The sequence below is a fragment of the Thermacetogenium phaeum DSM 12270 genome, assembly GCF_000305935.1.
Lineage (GTDB): Bacteria > Bacillota > DSM-12270 > Thermacetogeniales > Thermacetogeniaceae > Thermacetogenium > Thermacetogenium phaeum.
This window is the reverse complement of sequence record NC_018870.1, coordinates 1592805-1610410: the sequence shown is the minus strand read 5'-3', so window position 1 is coordinate 1610410 and position 17606 is coordinate 1592805. Positions and strand designations below refer to the sequence as shown.

Sequence of the window (17606 nt, the reverse complement as noted above, 5' to 3'; positions counted from 1 at the left end):
GGGGTTAGTATGTTGGATCTGAGTCTGACCCGCTTGGTGCTCTGGTTGCCGGCGGTGGTCATTGCCCTAACCTTTCATGAGTATGCCCATGCCAGGGTTGCCGACAGCCTGGGAGACCCGACCGCGCGCTACCAGGGGCGGTTGAGCTTGAACCCCCTTGTCCACATTGATCCACTGGGGTTTCTTCTTCTACTGGTTATGGGGTTCGGTTGGGCAAAACCCGTTCCCGTCAATCCACTAAACCTGCGTGGAAACATGAGAAAGGGAATGATGCTGGTGTCGGCAGCGGGACCGCTGATGAATCTCCTTGTGGCTTTTACCGCAGCCCTGATCCTTGCCCTTGCTCTGCCGAGTGCGGGGATCGCCGGTTCCGGTGCTCTATTGGTACAGGTTATGCGAGCAATCGTAATTATCAATGTTTATCTTGCCGTTTTTAACCTGATCCCGGTGCCTCCCCTTGATGGGGCGAAGGTGCTGGCGGGTCTCCTACCCTCGGGTGATTTCATCTATCAGCTAGAAAGATATGGGCCGGTGATATTGCTGATCCTGATCTTTACGGATATTGTCGGTGTTATCCTGTTGCCCCTGGCAAATATCATGATCAGCCTTCTGAGCCAGATAGCGCAGATTATTGCAGCGCCGTTTGCCTTTTTCTTCTAGTTTATTTGTGAGAAGAGGGGATGGATGTGAAGCAAGGTACTATTTTGAGCGGGATGAGGCCAACCGGACGCCTCCACTTGGGGCATTTAAGCGTCCTGGAAAACTGGCGGGAGCTCATGGAGAAGTATAACTGCTATTTTATGGTCGCCAACTGGCACGCACTTACCACGGCTTTCGATTACCCGAAGGTGACTGTGGAGTACACAAGGGAGTTGGTCCTGGACTGGCTGATGGTTGGCCTGGATCCTCTTAAGAGCACTATTTTCGTCCAGTCTGAGGTTAAAGAGCACGCTGAGCTGCATCTGCTCTTGTCTTTGATAACTCCGCTGTCCTGGCTGGAGCGCTGCCCGACTTATAAAGACCAGGTGCAGCATTTTCGGGAACAGGGAAGGGATATCACAACTTACGGTTTTTTGGGTTATCCATCTTTGATGGCCGCCGATATCCTTCTTTATAAGGCGGATGTGGTGCCTGTAGGAGAGGATCAGCTGCCTCACCTGGAGTTTTGCCGGGAAGTCGTCCGCAGGTTCCACCATCTCTATAAGAGGGAGGTCTTCCCCGAGCCGCAGGCTTATCTTCCTGAACTGCCCCTCGTTCCGGGGCTAGATGGCCGCAAGATGAGTAAGAGCTATGGCAACGAAATACCGCTGGCATCCAACCCCGAAGAAATAACGGCCAAGGTGCGGATGATGGTAACGGATCCGGAGCGGATTCATGCCACCGATCCCGGACATCCCGATGTTTGCACCGTCTACGCCTTCCACCGCCTTTTCAGTAAACCGGTTGTGGAAGATCTAGAAAAAAGCTGTAAAAAGGGTGAGATCGGGTGCGTGCCCTGTAAGAAGAGGCTGACCTCCACCCTGATCGAATTCCTTACCCCTTACTGGGAGCGGCGCCGAGAACTGGAGCGCGACCCGGATTATGTTTGGGACGTTTTGAAAGAGGGAGGCAGACGGGCGCGTCTGAAAGCTTGCCAGACTATGGAAGAAGTGCGGGCGGCGATGGGAATTGAAATACCAGGTCAAACTGGAAGTATATAATGGGCCCCTGGATCTTCTTCTAAGACTTTTGGAAAAAGAGGAAATACCGGCAAGAGATGTCTCTGTTTCTTCCATAATTGAGCAGTTTTTTGAGCATTTCAGAGGAACGGGTTCTAATGATATTGAGGAAGGCGGCCGCTTTCTGGTACTGGCGGCTGCTCTTTTGTCTTTAAAGGCGCGCCTCCTGCTGCCGCGGCCGAGAAGGCAGGAAGAGGAGAGAGGATATTGTAATGAGGAGGATGACCAGGAAGGTCTAGCAGAGACGAGCTTACAAGACTACCTTTTAATTGTGAAAGCGGCTGCGATCCTGGACGAGCGCGCCAGGGAATGGCGCCGCAGCTACCCCCGTTCTTTAAATATCGTCAGGGAGCAAAGAGGTGTCCAGGAGGATGTATCCCTACTCGTCAGGGCCTTTCAGAGGGTTCTGGCCGAACGGCCGTCACCGCCCGCTGCCTATGTGGTCGAGAATTCAGCCTGTGATCTCGAAGAAGCGATTGAAAATGTCAAAAAAATGGCGCAAGAAAGGCCGGAAGGCCTTCTTTTCAGGGAACTCTTCACCGATAAATCCGGTAAAGAAGAGGTTATTGCCGTTTTCCTCGCCGTTCTCGAGCTCGTTTTTCAAGGGGAGATCAAGGTCTGGCAGGACCGGGAGACGGGCGAAATACATCTTTTGGCGTGATGGTCATTTGAGAAAGGGGGAGCGAAATGCCGCTGATCTTTCCGCAGGAAGGAATGGCGGTGCTGGAGGCCCTGCTTTTTGTAGCATCGCGACCGCTTTCGGCAAACACGCTCAGCCGGCTGACGGGTTTGGACGAGGCGGATGTGGAACAGCTTCTCACCAGCCTAGAGGAGGTTTATAACAGGCCGGGGCGAGGCATTATGCTGGCAAGGGTTGCCGGTGGTTACCAGCTGGTTACCCGCCCGCAATACTCCTCATATGTCGAAAAGCTCTTGCAGGAAAAAGAGAAAACCCCTCCGCTTTCGCGTGCTGCCCTGGAGACTTTAAGCATTATTGCTTATTACCAGCCTGTTACAAGGGCTCAGATCGAAGCGATCCGGGGCGTACGGGTGGATCATATTTTGGCCGTCCTGATGGAGCGGGGACTGATCCAGGAGGTCGGGAGGGGAAGCGGTCACGGTCGGCCGATTCTCTACGGTTCCACCCCGGCATTTCTGGAATATTTTGGGCTTAAAGACCTCTCGGAACTGCCGCCCCTTGACGAACTGGAGCAAAGAGAAGAATAAATATTTTCCTTAAAAAGAATAGTTTTTTCGACAGGCGCAAACCTTAATATTTGATGGCGAAGATGGCATTTCAGGCAAAAGATAGCCGGGGGTGATGGGGTTTGCGCCAGGCTGATTTCTTTTTTCTTTTCTGTTTGGCTGCCTTTACCGTGGGCTTTCTTCTCCTGGTGATGCCGGTGGAGGTTCACTTCTACTACCGGTGGAAGGCAGAGGGGCATTTTCTTTTTCTGAAGTTCGGGATTTTTCAGGGTAGACTGGCCGTCGGCACCAAGTTGTTAGGTGAGCGGAGCGAAAAAAGCTTCCGGCTGGTCAACACCTTGGGTATTAAGGCGCAGGGAAGAGCGGCAAGCGACGAGCGTACCCGTTTCTCATTTACCCGGTGGGGAGGGTTAAAGTTTCCTTATTCTCGGGAATTAATCAGGAATGCTGAAAGATTGGCGAAGAACAGTCGCTGCAGGCGACTGGTGTGGGAAACGGATCTTGGCTTTCAGGATTACGCTCTTACCGGTGTGGCTACCGGGGTGATCTGGGCTGCAAAAGGAATTGCTCTGGGAGGCTTATCCCGTTTCTTAAAGATTGATTCCGAAGGTTTGCGGGTCGATGTCACTCCTCACTTTGGTTCCCCTCGCCTGGAAACCAGACTGGACTGTATATTGATGACGCGATTGGGTTATATTATAAACACATTTAGTTATTTTTTGATCTGGTGGATAAAGATCACATGGAGAAGAGGGGTGAGCAGGAGTGGCGAACCATCCGATCGAAACTCTCATGAGAACCGCCATGGAGAGCATTAAAGATATGGTTGACGTCAATACCATCGTGGGGGATCCGGTAGAAACTCCGGATGGAAGCGTCATCATGCCGGTTTCCCGGGTTTCCTGCGGCTTTGCAGCCGGTGGAGCGGACTACCAGCCGGATGGTGGAAGGAAGGATGAAGGAGCTTTACCGTTTGGAGGGGGAAGCGGAGGGGGTGTTTCCGTAAGGCCGGTCGGTTTTCTCGTGGTTGGTCAGAACCAGGTCAGACTTCTTCCCGTTGACGGAAACCCTATCGCCGAACGCCTGATCGATCTGGCGCCGAGTTTGTTGGAAAGGCTGCAGGTCATGATGCAACAGAAACAAGAGAAAGAGGAAAAGCCGGCAGAGCCCTCTACCGGATAATATGCACTCAGTAGGCCACCATGCCGCCAGCGGCGGCACCAACAGAGCATGAAAATACCCGGCAGGGTATGCGGTCTATTTTCATGACAGATCAATTCGACACCTGCTCAGATTCGGGACGGCAGGAGCAGGCAAGGGGGGTTCTCTTGCCTGCTCCGAAAATTTTTGCAGTCTTTGCTTTCGTCGCGGTAAGAAAGCCTTCCGGCGGTTGTTGCTTCGCAAGTAAAAGCCGGCTGCGCCTGATTTTCACCTGCAGTATAGTACCGCCCTTGTTTCTTAAAATAGCAGGAATCCCGGGCATCTTGAGAGAATTGCTTCTAAAAAAGAAAAGAAGGGTCAAGATGCGTTCCAGGATCTACAAAACTCTATCCGTGCTGTTCGCAACCTTTTTCTTGATAACCGCTCTTAACATCTCTCTGCCAGAAAGAGGAGAGGCAGCCGCCGGCATGTTGCCCGAATTGCCCGACATTCAGGCTAAAGCCGCCATCTTAATGGATGAAGGCTCCGGCCGCATCCTCTACGCAAAAAACGCCCACCTGCAGCTGCCGCCGGCCAGCCTGACCAAAATCATGACCGCCATTCTTGTAATAGAGAACGGTGACCTCGATCAGAAGGTATCTGTCAGCAGGTATGCCGCGGAAACAGGGGAGAGTTCCATCTGGCTCGAAGAGGGTGAGGTTCTGACCAGAAGGGAACTTCTCTATGCCCTGATGCTCGTTTCGGCCAATGATGCGGCGGTGGCCCTGGCGGAAAGCGTTGCCGGCAGTGAAGGCGCTTTTGTCGATAAGATGAACAGCCGCGCCAGGGAATTGCAGCTGAGCACCACCCATTTTGTCAACCCCCACGGCCTGCACGATCAGGACCACTATTCGAGCGCTTATGATCTGGCGGTCATTACCAGGGAGGGGATGCAGTATCCCATCTTCCGGGATGTCATCGCTACCGAAGAAAAGTACCTGCCCTGGCCGGGACACCCCTGGCAGAGGGCGCTTATCAACAAAAACAGGCTGCTTTCCAGGTATCAGGGAGCAACCGGGGTAAAGACCGGCTATACCCGGCAGGCGGGTAACTGCTTGGTAGGGACGGCGCAGCGGGGGGATTTGAGGCTGATATCGGTTGTTCTAAATTCCCCGCAGGTCTATGAAGATACGGAGAAATTACTCGATTACGGATTTCAAAGCTATGAGGCTGTAATCTTGCAAAAAAAGGAGCGCGCCGTTACCCGGGTGCCGGTGCGTAAAGGGGAGAAGCGGTTTGTTGAGGTGGCGCCGCAACAGGATGTGGTCGTGGCGGTGAAGTCGGAGGAGAAGAAACATCTCTCCTATCGGATTGAACTGGCATCCAATGTAGAAGCACCTGTTAAGAAAGGTGCGGTATTAGGGGCGGGGAAAATCCTGCTGAGAGGGAGGGAGATCGGAAGGGTTGAGCTTCTTGCCCGGGAAAGCGTGTCTTTAAAGCCTCCCTTATGGCAGGTCATATGCAGCTGGCTGTGGTCACTTTTTCTCAAAATCATAGGTTAAGATAGGGTAGAAACTTTTCGGCCGGACAGGTCTATTTATAATCCCTCCTTGCATAGAGGTGAAAAAGGTAGCAACTGGAGGAGGGAGAAGAAATGCTCAACCTGATCTGGCTTTGTTTGATTCTGGCTGGGGTTGTTGTAGCGGCCGGAAACGGCAGGATCGACATCATCACAGAAACATTTTTCAGCGCCGCCGACGAGGGGGTCAAGGTCTGCCTGGATCTAATCGGGTTGATGACTCTCTGGCTGGGGATGCTGGAGGTCGCCCGGCAGGCCGGTTTGATCAGGATTTTGGCGCGCCTTGTGCGCCCGCTGGCTGTTAGGTTGTTTCCAGAGGTGCCCCCTGAACACCCCGCTCTAGGGGCGATCATTATGAATATCAGCGCCAATATTCTGGGATTGGGAAATGCTGCCACACCTTTCGGCCTCAAAGCCATGGAGGAATTGCAGAAGCTCAATCCCCGTCCGGATACGGCTTCCGATGCAATGTGTACATTCCTGGCTGCCAACACCTCTTGCATCACCCTGGTGCCCGCCACCATCATCGGTGTCCGCATCGCTGCAGGTTCCGTTAATCCCACCGAGATTGTCGGCCCTACTATCTTTGCTACCGGGTTTTCCATGGCCTTCGTCCTGCTCCTCGACTCCCTATGGCGCAATTTCATCAAAACGAGGCGGCGGGTGTTTTAAATGATGCAGTTATTGGAGGCCGTATCCCGCTGGGCAATTCCCTTTCTTTTATGTCTGTTTCTTGTGCTGGGATGGGTGCGCCGTGTTCCTGTCTATGAAGCATTTATCAAGGGAGCGGCAGAAGGCTTTCAAACCGCCGTCAGAATCATCCCTTACCTGGTGGCCATGTTTGTTGCTATAAAGGTTTTTCGCGAGTCCGGCGCCATGGATCTCTTTGCCCGGATCGGGGCGCCTTTTCTCGGACTGCTTGGGATTCCCCCCGATATTCTCACTCTGGCCTTGATGAGACCGCTTTCCGGAAGCAGCGCTCTGGGAATCGCCACCGAAATCATCAGAACATATGGTCCCGATTCCTTTGCCGGCAGACTGGCCTCTGTAATGCAGGGGACTACGGATACCACTTTTTTTGTTTTGACGGTCTATTTTGGCTCGGTCGGCGTCAGGCGTTACAGGCATGCTGTGGCCCTGGGGTTGCTTGCCGACTTGACCGGACTTATTGCCTCCCTTTTTATCTGTCACCTGCTTTTTAACCCCTAAAGAACTTAACTCAAGAACGATTTACTCATGGTTTCTTTTTCAAGCCGTCCAAGCCAACGGGGCGGCTATCAAGAGCGCGGTAATAAAAGCGGGAAATGGCAGGAAAGAAGTGAATAATGTCGAAATATTTCTGTAATTCCGAGGGGGGGCGGAAAAAATGAATATCGGTATCGTTGGGGCAGGAAAAGGTGGCAAGGCGATCCTGGCGGCCACCTATGGGTTGCCTGGGGTAACCGTTGTGGGGATTGCTGATATTGATGACAATGCCCAAGGGATCAAGCTGGCACGTGAATTGGGGATTAAAACTTTCAGGGATTGTCTGGATTTATTAAAGCTGCCGGATCTGGAAATTGTGATTGAAGCCACAGGCGTTCCCCAGGTGCAGGAATTATTATACGAGAACAAGCAGCCGGAAACCAAGATCATAGACGCATCCGCAGCGCGCTTGATGATGATAATGGTGGAAGCCAAGGAGGAGATGATCAATGAACTGCATCGTCGGGCACAGCAACTGGCTGCTATGACTGATGAAATGAACAAAAGTGTCAAGCAAATTGCGGCAAGTGCCCAGGAGCTGGCCGGAGGTGCCGAAAATCTGGCTTCTCAGGGGAAAAAGCTGGGGAGTATCGCCGATAAAGCGAAAAACTATGTAACGGATACGGATGAGGTGCTCAATTTCATTAAAAAGGTGGCCACCCAGACTAAGCTTCTGGGGCTGAATGCGGCTATTGAGGCTGCGCGAGCCGGTGAGCACGGGCGAGGCTTCGCCGTTGTTGCAGATGAGGTGAGGAAGCTCGCCGAGGACAGTGCCGTCTCGGCGGAGCAAATAGGGGTTATTCTAAAGAATATTGAAAAATCCGTCGGGGAAATAATAGATGGAATCAGTGAAACTGCCGGAGTTAGTGCCGGGCAGGCCGCGGCTACGGAACAGGTTGCAGCAACCATAACCCAGTTGGGTAGGCTGGCTGGGGAGCTGGAGGAGGTGGCCCTTAGGCTGGCCAGTATGTCTTAAATTGCTGAGGATCAAGGTGGTGAAAGGAAGATCGCGGGCGAACGGCTGCAGAAGGTTCTGGCAAAAGCTGGAGTAGGAGCGCGGCGTTTTTGTGAAGAGCTCATCCGGGAAGGCAGGGTTACTGTTGACGGAAAAAAAGCCGAACTGGGAATGAAGGTCGATCCGGGAGTGAACAGGATTTGCGTAGACGGCCGCGAAGTAATTCTTCCCCGGGAAAACACCTCTGTGCTTCTCTATAAGCCAAAAGGGTACGTATCTACGGTCAGGGACCCCCAGGGCAGGCCGAAGGTAACAGATCTCGTACAGCTGCCTGGGGTTCGCCTTTTTCCGGTGGGAAGACTGGACTACATGACAAGCGGGCTGATAATCTTAACGAATGATGGCGAGCTGGCTGAGCTTATGACGCACCCGAGGTACGGGATCTGGAAAACCTATCACGCCCTTGTGGCCGGAAAACCCACTTCGGCGGCACTGCAGCAGATGCGCCGGGGGGTGCCTCTTCCTGAGGGAAGGTCAGCCCCGGCGAAGGTGCGTTTGCTGGCGGTACTTTCCGGTGGCAGGTCGCTGCTGGAAATCAGCATTCGAGAAGGCAAAAAGAGACAGGTACGAAAAATGTGCAGTTATGTTGGGCATCCGGTCATCGAGTTGAAGCGCACCAGAATCGCCTTTCTTGGTCTTCATGGGTTGCGTCCCGGCGAATACAGATTCCTCTCCAGAATTGAGGTGGAAAGACTGAAGAAACTGGCTAAAAGGAAGCAGGAATCTTAACTGCAGAAGAGAAATTATTATCCATCGTGAATATCTGAGATTAGTGCCAGTTATTGTTGCAAAATTCGGAGGGTACAGCCATGTCTTTGAAAAGGTTCTCCATCCTGATGGCGGCGGTTTTTGCCGTGGGGTGTATGCTTGTTTTGTTTGGCGGCTGCCGGGAGAAGGGGAGCTCTGGAGAAGGGGATGCCGCTGCACCGGCAGGTAAAATCGTTGTACGCGATGACTCGGGTTATGAACTAATACTGGATAAGCCGCCGCAGCGCATTATCTCTCTGGCCCCCAGCAATACAGAGATCCTGTTCGCTCTGGGAGCAGGGGAGCGGGTGGTCGGTGTGACCACTTACTGTGATTACCCGGAGGAAGCCAAAGAAAAAGCCCGGATTGGGGATCTGCAGGGGAATTCTGAAGAGATCGTGGCTCTGCACCCCGATCTGGTCGTTGCCAAATGGACTCTCAACAAAAATATGGTGGATAAGTTGCGAAAATTGAACATCCCCGTTCTCTGTGTGGAGCCGGAAAGCATTGAAGGTGTTTACAGGGCTATAGAAATGATAGCACTGGTAACCGGAACCGAAGAAGTCGGTGAGAAAATCATCGCCGACATGAAGAAAGAGATCGCCGAGGTGCAGGAAAAGATCGCCGGGATTCCTGAAGAGCAGCGGGTGAGGGTCTTTATCGAAGTAGGCACCGATCCCCTCTTTACCGCAGGCAACAAAACCTTTGTGGATGAATTGGTGCGCCTGGCGGGGGGGATCAATGTGGCCTCCGAAATTGAAGGGTACCAGATGTACAGCTCAGAGTCTGTTATTGAAAAGAACCCCGATGTCATCCTGGCTCCTGACAGTTACTATGTTGATGTCGAGCAGGTGATTAACAAGCGTCCCGGGTGGGAGCAGATTAAGGCCGTTCGTGAAGGGAGGGTGATTACGAAAATTGACCCTAACCTGATCAACAGACCCGGTCCTAGGTCGGCACAGGCTGTAAAACTTATTGCGGAAGCGTTTTACCCGGATTTATTTGAGTGAAAAACTTAAGGTGATGAACATGGCTTCCTGCGCCTGGAGACACCGCAAGATTTATGCAATGTTGACCCTTCTGCTGCTGCTTTTCATCTCCGTTATTTGCAGCGTGGCCATTGGCAGTGCATCGATATCCTTTGTGGACACCGGCAGGGTCTTGCTGACGCACATCCCCGGTCTGTCTTCTTTAATTAAAGTGAAGACGGATACCGCTCTGGATGTGATTGTTCTTCAACTGCGGCTGCCTAGAGTGATACTGGCTGTTTTTATCGGAGCAGCCCTAGCCGTTGCCGGAGCCGTTCTGCAAGGGCTCTTGCGCAACCCTCTTGCAGAACCCTATACCCTTGGGGTTTCTTCGGGGGCGGCGGTAGGGGCGGCTCTTGTTTTTGTTATCCTCAGGGGAGAAGGAACGGTCTTCGGCGCAGCGAGTCTGCCCTTTTCGGCTTTTATCGGCGCCTTGTTGACGGTGATGATCGTTTACAAGTTGGCCTTGATGAACGGCTATCTGGCGGTAGAAACTCTGATTCTGGCCGGAGTCGTGATGAATTCCTTTATGTCGGCCGTGCTCTCGTATTTGCTTACTATGGCTGGGGAAAATCTTCACCAGGTTGTCTACTGGCTGATGGGAAGCCTGGCCCTGAGGAGCAGTGAATATTTTATTTACACCTTGCCTTTCCTTGCTGTCGGCATCCTTCTGGTGTGCTTTTTCGGCCGGGACTTAAATATTTTGACCTTTGGTGATGAGACGGCCGGTCAACTGGGGATATCCGTTGAAAGGACAAAAAGGTTCCTCCTGACGCTGGCAACTCTGCTGACGGGCATTGCCGTTTCCCTGGGAGGTACGATCGGTTTTGTGGGGTTGATCGTGCCTCACCTGGTCAGGCTCGTCGTCGGACCAGATCACCGCATCTTGTTGCCTTTTGCGGCTTTAGGAGGAGCGCTCTTCCTGATCTGGGCCGATACAGTAGCGCGCACCATCGTGGCTCCAGTTGAACTTCCGGTAGGTGTAGTCACCGCCTTTTTGGGAGCGCCCTTTTTCGCCTATCTCTTGCGAAGTCGCAAAAGCGGGGGAAGCTGTTTCGGCGCCTGATTGCTTCTCTTTGTTTCGCTTCCGTTCTGGTTCAGTTCTCATCGAGGGGCTGGTAAATTGCCTTTTCTAAGGAGTAGGGCGAGATGGACATGATTTTTAGGATTCACGGTGTGGAATTTCGTTACGGAGCGCGACAGGCCCTCCGGGGGGTAAGCTTGGATGTTCCTCCGGGGAGTTTTCTCGGAATCATCGGTCCGAATGCCGCCGGCAAATCCACTCTGCTGAAAACGATAGCGGCCACCCTCAGGCCGACGCGCGGGGTTGTCTATTATTGCGGTGAAAGGCTGGACAAAATATCCCGGCGTGACTATGCGAGAGATGTTTCCGTTGTTCCCCAGGAAATGGAAGCCCATTTCCCCTTTTCGGTTTTAGAGGTAGTACTCATGGGGAGGCATCCCTATCTGGGGAGGTTTTCCGGGGAAAGTGAAGAGGACCTGAGGATAGCTCGGCGGGCGATGGAAGCGGCCAATTGCTGGCATCTTAGGGACCGCAGCATTCTGGAGTTAAGCGGTGGGGAGAGGCAGAGGGTGGTTCTTGCCCGCGCCCTGGCACAGAATCCACAGGTAATACTGCTGGATGAGCCGGTGGCCCATCTTGACCTCAACGCTCAGCTGGAAGTGCTGAACCTGTTGAAGGAGATGAATGATAAGCTAGGGGTCACCGTAATCGGGGTCTTCCATGACCTGAACCTGGCTGCTCAGTACAGTGATCGGCTGATTGTCCTGCGGGAGGGTGAGGTTTATGCTGCTGGAACTCCGGATCAGGTGCTGACGCCGGAAATCATCAAAGAAGTTTATGGCGCCGATGTGCTGGTGATCAGGCACCCGCTAACCGGTGCTCCCCAGGTAGTGCTCCTTCCTGCCGCAGGTGATAATCCGGAGGCGGATTACCCTCATGTTCACCTGATCTGCGGGGGAGGGATTGGGAGCAACCTGATGGGTCGCCTGACGAGGATGGGGTGCCGGGTTTCGGCAGGGGTATTAAATATCAAAGATACAGATTGGGAAGTGGGTCGGGCTCTCGGGCTGCAGATTGTAGAGGAGAAGCCCTTTTCTCCGATAACTCTTGAGAGCTATGACTCCAATTTAAAGGTGGCAGAGGGGGCGGATCTCATCTTTCTCCTGGAAATCCCTTTTGGGAGAGGGAACATCCTCAATTTAAAGGTTTTAGAGCCCTTGCTGGCGTCAGGGAAGAAGTGCTTTTTGATTAATCCCGGGCAATTACCGGAAAGGGACTATACAGGTGGAACCGCTATGCAGATAGTGGAGGTATTGCGTGAACAAGGCCTGCTCTTTTTGCCCGATCAACAAGCGGTTTTACGGATAGTCCAAAACTATCGAAAGGGTGATCACGGTGCCGAGAAGACCGCGCTTGGATAGGGGGCTTGTTCAAGTGTATACGGGAGAGAGCAAGGGGAAGACAACAGCGGCTCTCGGACAGGCCCTACGTGCCATTGGGCACGGTTTTCAGGTTTGTTTCATTCAATTTTTAAAAGGAAGTGCCTATTCGGGAGAGCTGTTTGCTGCCCAGCGGCTTTACCCCAATCTTGTCGTGCGCCAGTACGGAATTTCCTGCCCTCGCAGCGCTCAAATCAGACAGGGGGAAGATAAGTGTCGGGGCTGCGGGGAATGCTTTCCGAGCAAGGCAGATAATGAAGAAGAATACAATGAACTGGCGCGCCTTGCTTACCGGGCCGCGGAAGAAGCAATTTGTTCGGGAGAGTTCGATATCGTCATTTTGGATGAGATCAATCAAGCCGTCTACTTGAATTACATCAGCGTGGAGGAGGTGCTTGCTCTTCTGAACAAGAAGCCCGATTTCGTGGAGGTGATTCTCACCGGGCGCAATGCTCATCCACAGGTGATCGCCAGAGCAGATCTGGTGACGGAGATGACCTTGCGTAAGCACCCCTTTCAAAAGGGTATCTCCAGCCGACGGGGTATTGAATATTAGTGACGGGAGGATTTTTAATGCCCGCTGACGAATTGAGGCGAAAAAGTACACGATTTGGGGAGGCTGAATAGACTTTTATGAGTAATGGCAATGAAAAAAAGCTGCGGTTGAGGGTTCGCTTCGATTACCGGGGGGAAGGGAAGCAGGGGCGGCTCTTCTCGCGAGGGAGAGAAGGGGAGGATGTAGCCGAGGAAATCAGAGAACAGAGGGCAATTCTGCTCCGCAACATTCCCGTGCAAGGTGTTCGGATTGAGGAGATCGACACCAACGGAGAGATTTACGTGCTCTATGATGAAGCTAGCGGGCGGGAAGTGGCCTACGCACCTGTGGAATTCACTATGGAGGCCGACACGATCGAAGATGTAATACCGTTCCTCCTGCGGGATGAGTTTCGTAAAGTAGAGGTCATTTCCCCTGATGAGGTCAGCCTGGACAGGCATGAGGTTGAGAGGATTATCTATAAAATCAACGAGGAGTTGCGCAATTACCGCCTTTACCTGGAAAGGCGCCTGAATTCTAAGTAAAATCTGCGTTGCTCGGTAGGCGCACGTCTGTCGGTCAGGGCGCTGTCGGAAATAGCAGTCAGATGCCCCTGCTGCCGATCCTTTGGGTGCTCGAGAAAGATGGCAGTCCCTGCATAAAAACCTCCGTATCTGCGTAAAAGATGGTTAATAAACAGTTTTCCCAGAACGGAGGTTAGTTTAAAGTGGGGAAAAGCATCTTTGACCGCCTGGAGTATTGGGAACAAAAGCTCAAGGTTATTCTGGCGCTTTTTTTCTCTTTCCTGATTGTCCTGCAGATTTTGTTGACGCAGGAACCGGTTCGTTTCTATTTGAGCTTTGCCGAAAGGCTGGAAGGTGTTCCCTGGCCCGGGAGGGAATCAGCGGCGGCTTTTTCGCTGCCAACCGCTACGGGAGAGGTGAAAATAAGGGTGTGCAGCTATTTTTCCCTCCCCCGAGCGGTTGTGCTTGTAAACGGCAGAGAGGTTGCCGATTTTCAGGATGGGGAAGTATCACTTAAGGTGTGCTCAGGAGATGAGATCGTGATTGACGGCAGCACTTATGACTGTCAGCTGGTATTTCAGATAACTGCCGTTTCGATGGGGGTACTCTGGCCTCCTGTGGATTACCGAGTGACAACCGATGCTTCCCGGGTCAGTTTGGGAAGGGTGTGGATTGAGCGTTAAAGGGGTGATCATAGAGTGAGCGGCTACGGAAGCAGGCAGGTTGCCGCCGTTGCTCTGAAAATGGCTCTTACCCAAAGCAGGGAAGAAGAGAATGAGCTTAAAACCCGTTTTTTCGAGCAGGGTATTAAGACGGCAGCCGTCGATTGTGGTGGTGAATTCATCAGCTCGGTCAAGAAGTTCATCGAGCGGGCGGTCGTCGCCTCCAAAAGGGAAAGTGTGATCAGAGAAACCCATAGCGAAGAAGGGGCCGTTGCCGGTGCTGCCAGAGAGGCTATCAACCAGATCAGCATGAAGGCTGTGGGGTTTAATGTGGGAGGAAAGATCGGTATTGCCCGCTATCAAGACCATGTCAGCGTAGCGGTGTTTTTTGGGATTGGCCTTTTGCATCTGGATGAGGTGGCTGTGGGTCTGGGGCACCGGGCCATATCTTAGGCGATCTTCTGGGTGATTTTGATGGAAAAGTACTGGGTGCGCGGTATCCGGGGAGCAGTCACGGTTGCCGAGAATACCCCGGAGGCCATCATTACTGCAACGAGGCAGCTGCTCGAAAAAATAGCTCGTGAGAATCTGTTGGAGCCGGAGCGGATTATCAGTATCATTTTTTCTGTTACACCTGATTTGAATGCCGCTTTTCCTGCCGAAGGTGCCCGCGCCCTTGGTTGGACAAAGGTGCCTTTGTTCTGTACGACGGAAATCGCGGTCCCCGGCTCTCTGCCCAGGTGTGTGAGGGTTCTCGTACATGCCTATCTGACCTGCGCCCAGGAGGATGTAAAGCACGTTTATCTAGGAGATGCTGTTGCCCTCAGGCCGGACTTGTTTTGAAAAAAAGCGGTTGACAATTCTTTTTGGGCGTTGTTATTATGAAAATGGTTTTCATTAATCTTTCATAAAGAGGGAGGGGAGAAAAGCCAATGCCGCCGAAAGTAGACCTTGACAAGTGTACGGGTTGCGGCACCTGCGCCGATGTTTGCCCGAGTGAAGTTTTTGAAATTGAGGATGACAAGTCTAAGGTGGCTCGTCCGGATGACTGCACTGAGTGTGAAACATGTGTAGAGGAGTGCCCGGAAGAGGCAATCACCCTTGAATAGCAGTTATTAAGTGGGGTGTTATCAAAAAAAGTTGGCTCACAGCGGGGTTCTTTTTAAGCTGTGAGCATTTTATTGCTCTCATTTCCCGGTTATGTTAAAATAACCTGAAGAAGGCGCAGAAGAGATGCAGTTTACTGGTCGGCAACCGAATAAGCGGGTCAGAGCAGGAAAGAGAATGGAGAGCTTTCGGGGGATACTCCCGCGGGGAGTATTTTTCTGTTTTTGCTCCTTTTTCTTAGCGAGGGGGTTGGGCGATTGATCGTAGTAATGAGTCCCCAGGCAACGGAGAAGGAAGTGGAAGCCGTACGGTCGAAACTGCTCAAGAAAGGTTTAACCGTACGTCTTTTTCGCGGTAACAGGGGTTTTATTATTGAAGCGTTCGGCGACGGCCCTCAGATTTTGGATATGGCCCTCGAGATTATGCCTGGTGTAGAAAAGGTGATCTCCCCCCTCCCTCCTTTCAAGCTCGTAAGCCGGGAATTTAAACGGGAAGACACCCTGATCAGGATGGGGGATCAGGTTATTGGAGGTAAGGAGATTCATCTGATTGCCGGGCCCTGTGCTGTTGAGGATAAGGTTCAGTTTCTGGAGATTGCCCATGCAGTAAAAGAGGCGGGAGCTACGTTTTTAAGGGGTGGTGTTTACAAACCCCGCACCTCTCCCTATTCTTTTCAGGGCCTTGCTGAAGAAGGGCTGGCAATTCTACATGAGGCCCGTGCTCAAACCGGCCTTCTGATCGTTACAGAGGTGATGGATCCTCGTCTTGTGCCGTTGGTAGCCTCTTGCGCCGATATTCTGCAGATCGGAGCCCGCAATATGCAGAACTTTCCTCTGCTGCGGGAGGTTGCAAGTGTTGACAAGCCGATTCTGCTCAAGCGCGGCCCGGCAGCGGAGATTGAGGAATGGTTAATGGCTGCGGAATATCTCCTGTTGGGAGGGAACAGCAAGGTTATCTTGTGTGAACGTGGAGTTAAAACCTTTGAGAGGTTCACCAGAAATACCCTTGATTTGAGCGCTGTTCCTGTTCTCCAACGCCTTTCTCATCTCCCGGTGTTTGTCGATCCCAGCCACGGTACGGGAAAATGGTGGCTTGTTCCTCCGATGTCCAAAGCCGCCGTGGCGGCGGGTGCGGATGGATTGTTGCTGGAAGTTCACCCATCCCCTTGCGATGCTCTTTCAGACGGACAGCAGTCCCTGACACCGGAGAATTTCCGGGCTCTCGTCGGGGAAGTCAAAAAAGTTGCCGAAGCGGTGGACAGGTGCCTGCCCAACTGCCTCGCAGCCGGTTTATAAGGAGGTGCCCGCAGATGAATCTCAGGGTTTTGCCATGCCGGGGGCTTACAGGTACCTGCAAGGTTCCCGGGGATAAGTCTATTTCTCATCGTGCTGCCATAATCGGGGCGCTGGCCGAGGGGACTACCGAGATCGACAATTATCTTTTTGGCGCCGATTGTTTGAGCACTCTGCGCTGCCTGGAGTCTTTGGGAGTGCAGGTTACCTGCACAGAGAATGGGGTCCGCGTCAAGGGATGCGGGCTCAAGGGGTTGAAGGAACCGGAGGACATTCTGGATGCCGGCAACTCAGGAACCACCATGCGGCTGCTGCTTGGTGCCCTCTCCGGCCAGGACTTTTTTGCGGTATTAACGGGGGATCGTTCTTTGCGTGGTCGTCCGATGGGCCGCGTTGTCAAGCCTCTGGTCATGATGGGGGCGGAAATTCATGGGCGCGCCGGTGATACCAGGGCACCTCTGGCCGTTAAAGGGTGCTCCTCCTTAAAGCCGATCGCTTACAATCTTCCTGTAGCTAGCGCCCAGGTGAAATCGGCAATTCTCTTGGCGGGTTTGAACGCGCCTGGAACGACCTGCGTGATCCAACCTCAGAAAAGCAGGGATCATACCGAAAGAATGCTGAAGTCGTTCGGTGCTCTAATCGAAGTCGATGGACTTGCTGTGCGCCTGCAGGGGGGTCAGCCCCTACAGGGCAGACGGATCCGGGTGCCCGGGGACATTTCGGCAGCGGCGTTTGTGATCGTGGCGGCCAGCATTTTGCCTGATTGTGAGGTCGTGATCGAAGATGTGGGAATCAATCCAACCCGCATTGGGATTCTCGAGGTGATGGAGAGGATGGGGGCTCAGATCGAAGTCACCAACCGGCGGGACTGGAATGGAGAGCCGGTAGCCGACCTCAGGGTCCGGTCTCACGGCCTTTGCGGAACTATTATTGAGGGCGCTCTTCTGCCGCGGGTGATCGATGAGATTCCCGTTCTGGCCGTTGCAGCAGCGGCGGCAGAGGGCAAAACCGAGATCAGGAATGCCGAAGAGCTGCGTTTTAAAGAGACCGACCGGTTGCAGGCCATTGCCCGCGAACTGGGGAAAATGGGAGCATGCCTGGAGGAAAGACCTGACGGTTTGGTGATAGAAGGTAAAGGAGCTCTAAAAGGTGCCCGGGTGCATTCCTGGGGGGACCACAGGATTGCCATGGCTTTAGCGGTGGCGGGGCTGTTAGCTGGAGGGGAAACAACGATAGAGGACTGTGACTGTGTCGATGTTTCTTTTCCCGGTTTTGCCACACTCTTGAGATCGCTGGGTGCGGTGGTAGAAACGGAAAGCTAGTCACGCGGATCATCTTGTGTTAG

The 17606-nt window shown here is 52.9% G+C and carries 21 protein-coding genes and 2 pseudogenes; all 23 read left to right on the top strand.

Going from position 1 to position 17606, the window contains the following annotated elements; translation table 11 throughout:
• Positions 1-9: 9 nt before the first annotated feature.
• The 23 genes and pseudogenes from TPH_RS07950 to aroA all read left to right on the top strand — a co-directional run bounded on the left by TPH_RS07950 (position 10) and on the right by aroA (position 17583).
• On the top strand, positions 10-660 hold the full coding sequence (locus tag TPH_RS07950) for a site-2 protease family protein (RefSeq protein ID WP_015050678.1): 651 nt from the start codon (positions 10-12) through the stop codon (positions 658-660).
• A 20-nt stretch (positions 661-680) separates the two neighbouring features.
• On the top strand, positions 681-1700 hold the full coding sequence (gene trpS / locus TPH_RS07945) for a tryptophan--tRNA ligase (RefSeq protein ID WP_148275881.1): 1020 nt from the start codon (positions 681-683) through the stop codon (positions 1698-1700).
• On the top strand, positions 1669-2379 hold the full coding sequence (locus TPH_RS07940; protein WP_015050676.1) for a segregation and condensation protein A: 711 nt from the start codon (positions 1669-1671) through the stop codon (positions 2377-2379). Before trpS ends, TPH_RS07940 begins: the two co-directional genes overlap by 32 nt.
• A gap of 26 nt (positions 2380-2405) precedes the next feature.
• Positions 2406-2945 (top strand): SMC-Scp complex subunit ScpB, encoded by a 540-nt coding sequence (scpB, locus tag TPH_RS07935; protein ID WP_015050675.1) that lies wholly within the window; start codon positions 2406-2408, stop codon positions 2943-2945.
• 101 nt (positions 2946-3046) lie between these two features.
• The gene (locus TPH_RS07930; RefSeq protein ID WP_015050674.1) at positions 3047-3742 is read left to right on the top strand and encodes a DUF2953 domain-containing protein; all 696 of its coding nucleotides are present in this window, start codon (positions 3047-3049) and stop codon (positions 3740-3742) included.
• A complete protein-coding gene (gene ytfJ, locus TPH_RS07925; RefSeq protein ID WP_236608773.1) occupies positions 3729-4106 on the top strand; it encodes a GerW family sporulation protein in 378 nt (125 codons plus the stop codon). The genes TPH_RS07930 and ytfJ overlap by 14 nt, the downstream gene beginning before the upstream one ends.
• A gap of 341 nt (positions 4107-4447) precedes the next feature.
• Positions 4448-5626 carry a D-alanyl-D-alanine carboxypeptidase family protein gene (locus tag TPH_RS07920; RefSeq protein ID WP_158502676.1) on the top strand — a complete coding sequence of 393 codons (1179 nt, stop codon included), beginning with the start codon at positions 4448-4450 and terminating at the stop codon, positions 5624-5626.
• A gap of 92 nt (positions 5627-5718) precedes the next feature.
• Positions 5719-6315 carry a nucleoside recognition domain-containing protein gene (locus tag TPH_RS07915; RefSeq protein ID WP_015050671.1) on the top strand — a complete coding sequence of 199 codons (597 nt, stop codon included), beginning with the start codon at positions 5719-5721 and terminating at the stop codon, positions 6313-6315.
• Complete coding sequence (locus tag TPH_RS07910) at positions 6316-6852, top strand: spore maturation protein (RefSeq protein WP_015050670.1); 537 nt, start codon at positions 6316-6318, stop codon at positions 6850-6852.
• A 157-nt stretch (positions 6853-7009) separates the two neighbouring features.
• Positions 7010-7204: pseudogene (locus TPH_RS16530) on the top strand (Gfo/Idh/MocA family oxidoreductase); the annotation flags it as partial.
• A 336-nt stretch (positions 7205-7540) separates the two neighbouring features.
• A pseudogene (locus TPH_RS16525) lies at positions 7541-7864 on the top strand (methyl-accepting chemotaxis protein); the annotation flags it as partial.
• Complete coding sequence (locus TPH_RS07900; RefSeq protein ID WP_330216590.1) at positions 7865-8632, top strand: pseudouridine synthase; 768 nt, start codon at positions 7865-7867, stop codon at positions 8630-8632.
• Between the two features lie 80 nt (positions 8633-8712).
• A complete protein-coding gene (locus tag TPH_RS07895) occupies positions 8713-9660 on the top strand; it encodes an ABC transporter substrate-binding protein (RefSeq protein WP_015050667.1) in 948 nt (315 codons plus the stop codon).
• Entirely contained in the window at positions 9626-10744 is a 1119-nt protein-coding gene (locus tag TPH_RS07890; RefSeq protein ID WP_201764431.1) for a FecCD family ABC transporter permease, read from the top strand. Before TPH_RS07895 ends, TPH_RS07890 begins: the two co-directional genes overlap by 35 nt.
• 83 nt (positions 10745-10827) lie before the next feature.
• A complete protein-coding gene (locus TPH_RS07885; protein WP_015050665.1) occupies positions 10828-12123 on the top strand; it encodes a heme ABC transporter ATP-binding protein in 1296 nt (431 codons plus the stop codon).
• A complete protein-coding gene (locus TPH_RS07880; RefSeq protein ID WP_330216576.1) occupies positions 12089-12697 on the top strand; it encodes a cob(I)yrinic acid a,c-diamide adenosyltransferase in 609 nt (202 codons plus the stop codon). The genes TPH_RS07885 and TPH_RS07880 overlap by 35 nt, the downstream gene beginning before the upstream one ends.
• Before the next feature lie 77 nt (positions 12698-12774).
• Positions 12775-13221: a hypothetical protein gene (locus tag TPH_RS07875; protein ID WP_015050663.1), complete on the top strand. Its 447-nt coding sequence runs from the start codon at positions 12775-12777 to the stop codon at positions 13219-13221.
• A 182-nt stretch (positions 13222-13403) separates the two neighbouring features.
• Complete coding sequence (locus TPH_RS07870; protein WP_015050662.1) at positions 13404-13883, top strand: hypothetical protein; 480 nt, start codon at positions 13404-13406, stop codon at positions 13881-13883.
• Between the two features lie 15 nt (positions 13884-13898).
• A complete protein-coding gene (locus TPH_RS07865) occupies positions 13899-14315 on the top strand; it encodes a HutP family protein (RefSeq protein WP_015050661.1) in 417 nt (138 codons plus the stop codon).
• 21 nt (positions 14316-14336) lie between these two features.
• On the top strand, positions 14337-14705 hold the full coding sequence (gene aroH / locus TPH_RS07860) for a chorismate mutase (protein WP_037999324.1): 369 nt from the start codon (positions 14337-14339) through the stop codon (positions 14703-14705).
• 89 nt (positions 14706-14794) lie between these two features.
• Positions 14795-14971 (top strand): 4Fe-4S dicluster domain-containing protein, encoded by a 177-nt coding sequence (locus tag TPH_RS07855; protein ID WP_015050659.1) that lies wholly within the window; start codon positions 14795-14797, stop codon positions 14969-14971.
• 255 nt (positions 14972-15226) lie between these two features.
• Positions 15227-16264 carry a 3-deoxy-7-phosphoheptulonate synthase gene (aroF, locus tag TPH_RS07850; protein ID WP_015050658.1) on the top strand — a complete coding sequence of 346 codons (1038 nt, stop codon included), beginning with the start codon at positions 15227-15229 and terminating at the stop codon, positions 16262-16264.
• Between the two features lie 14 nt (positions 16265-16278).
• On the top strand, positions 16279-17583 hold the full coding sequence (gene aroA, locus TPH_RS07845; RefSeq protein ID WP_015050657.1) for a 3-phosphoshikimate 1-carboxyvinyltransferase: 1305 nt from the start codon (positions 16279-16281) through the stop codon (positions 17581-17583).
• Positions 17584-17606 lie beyond the last annotated feature (23 nt).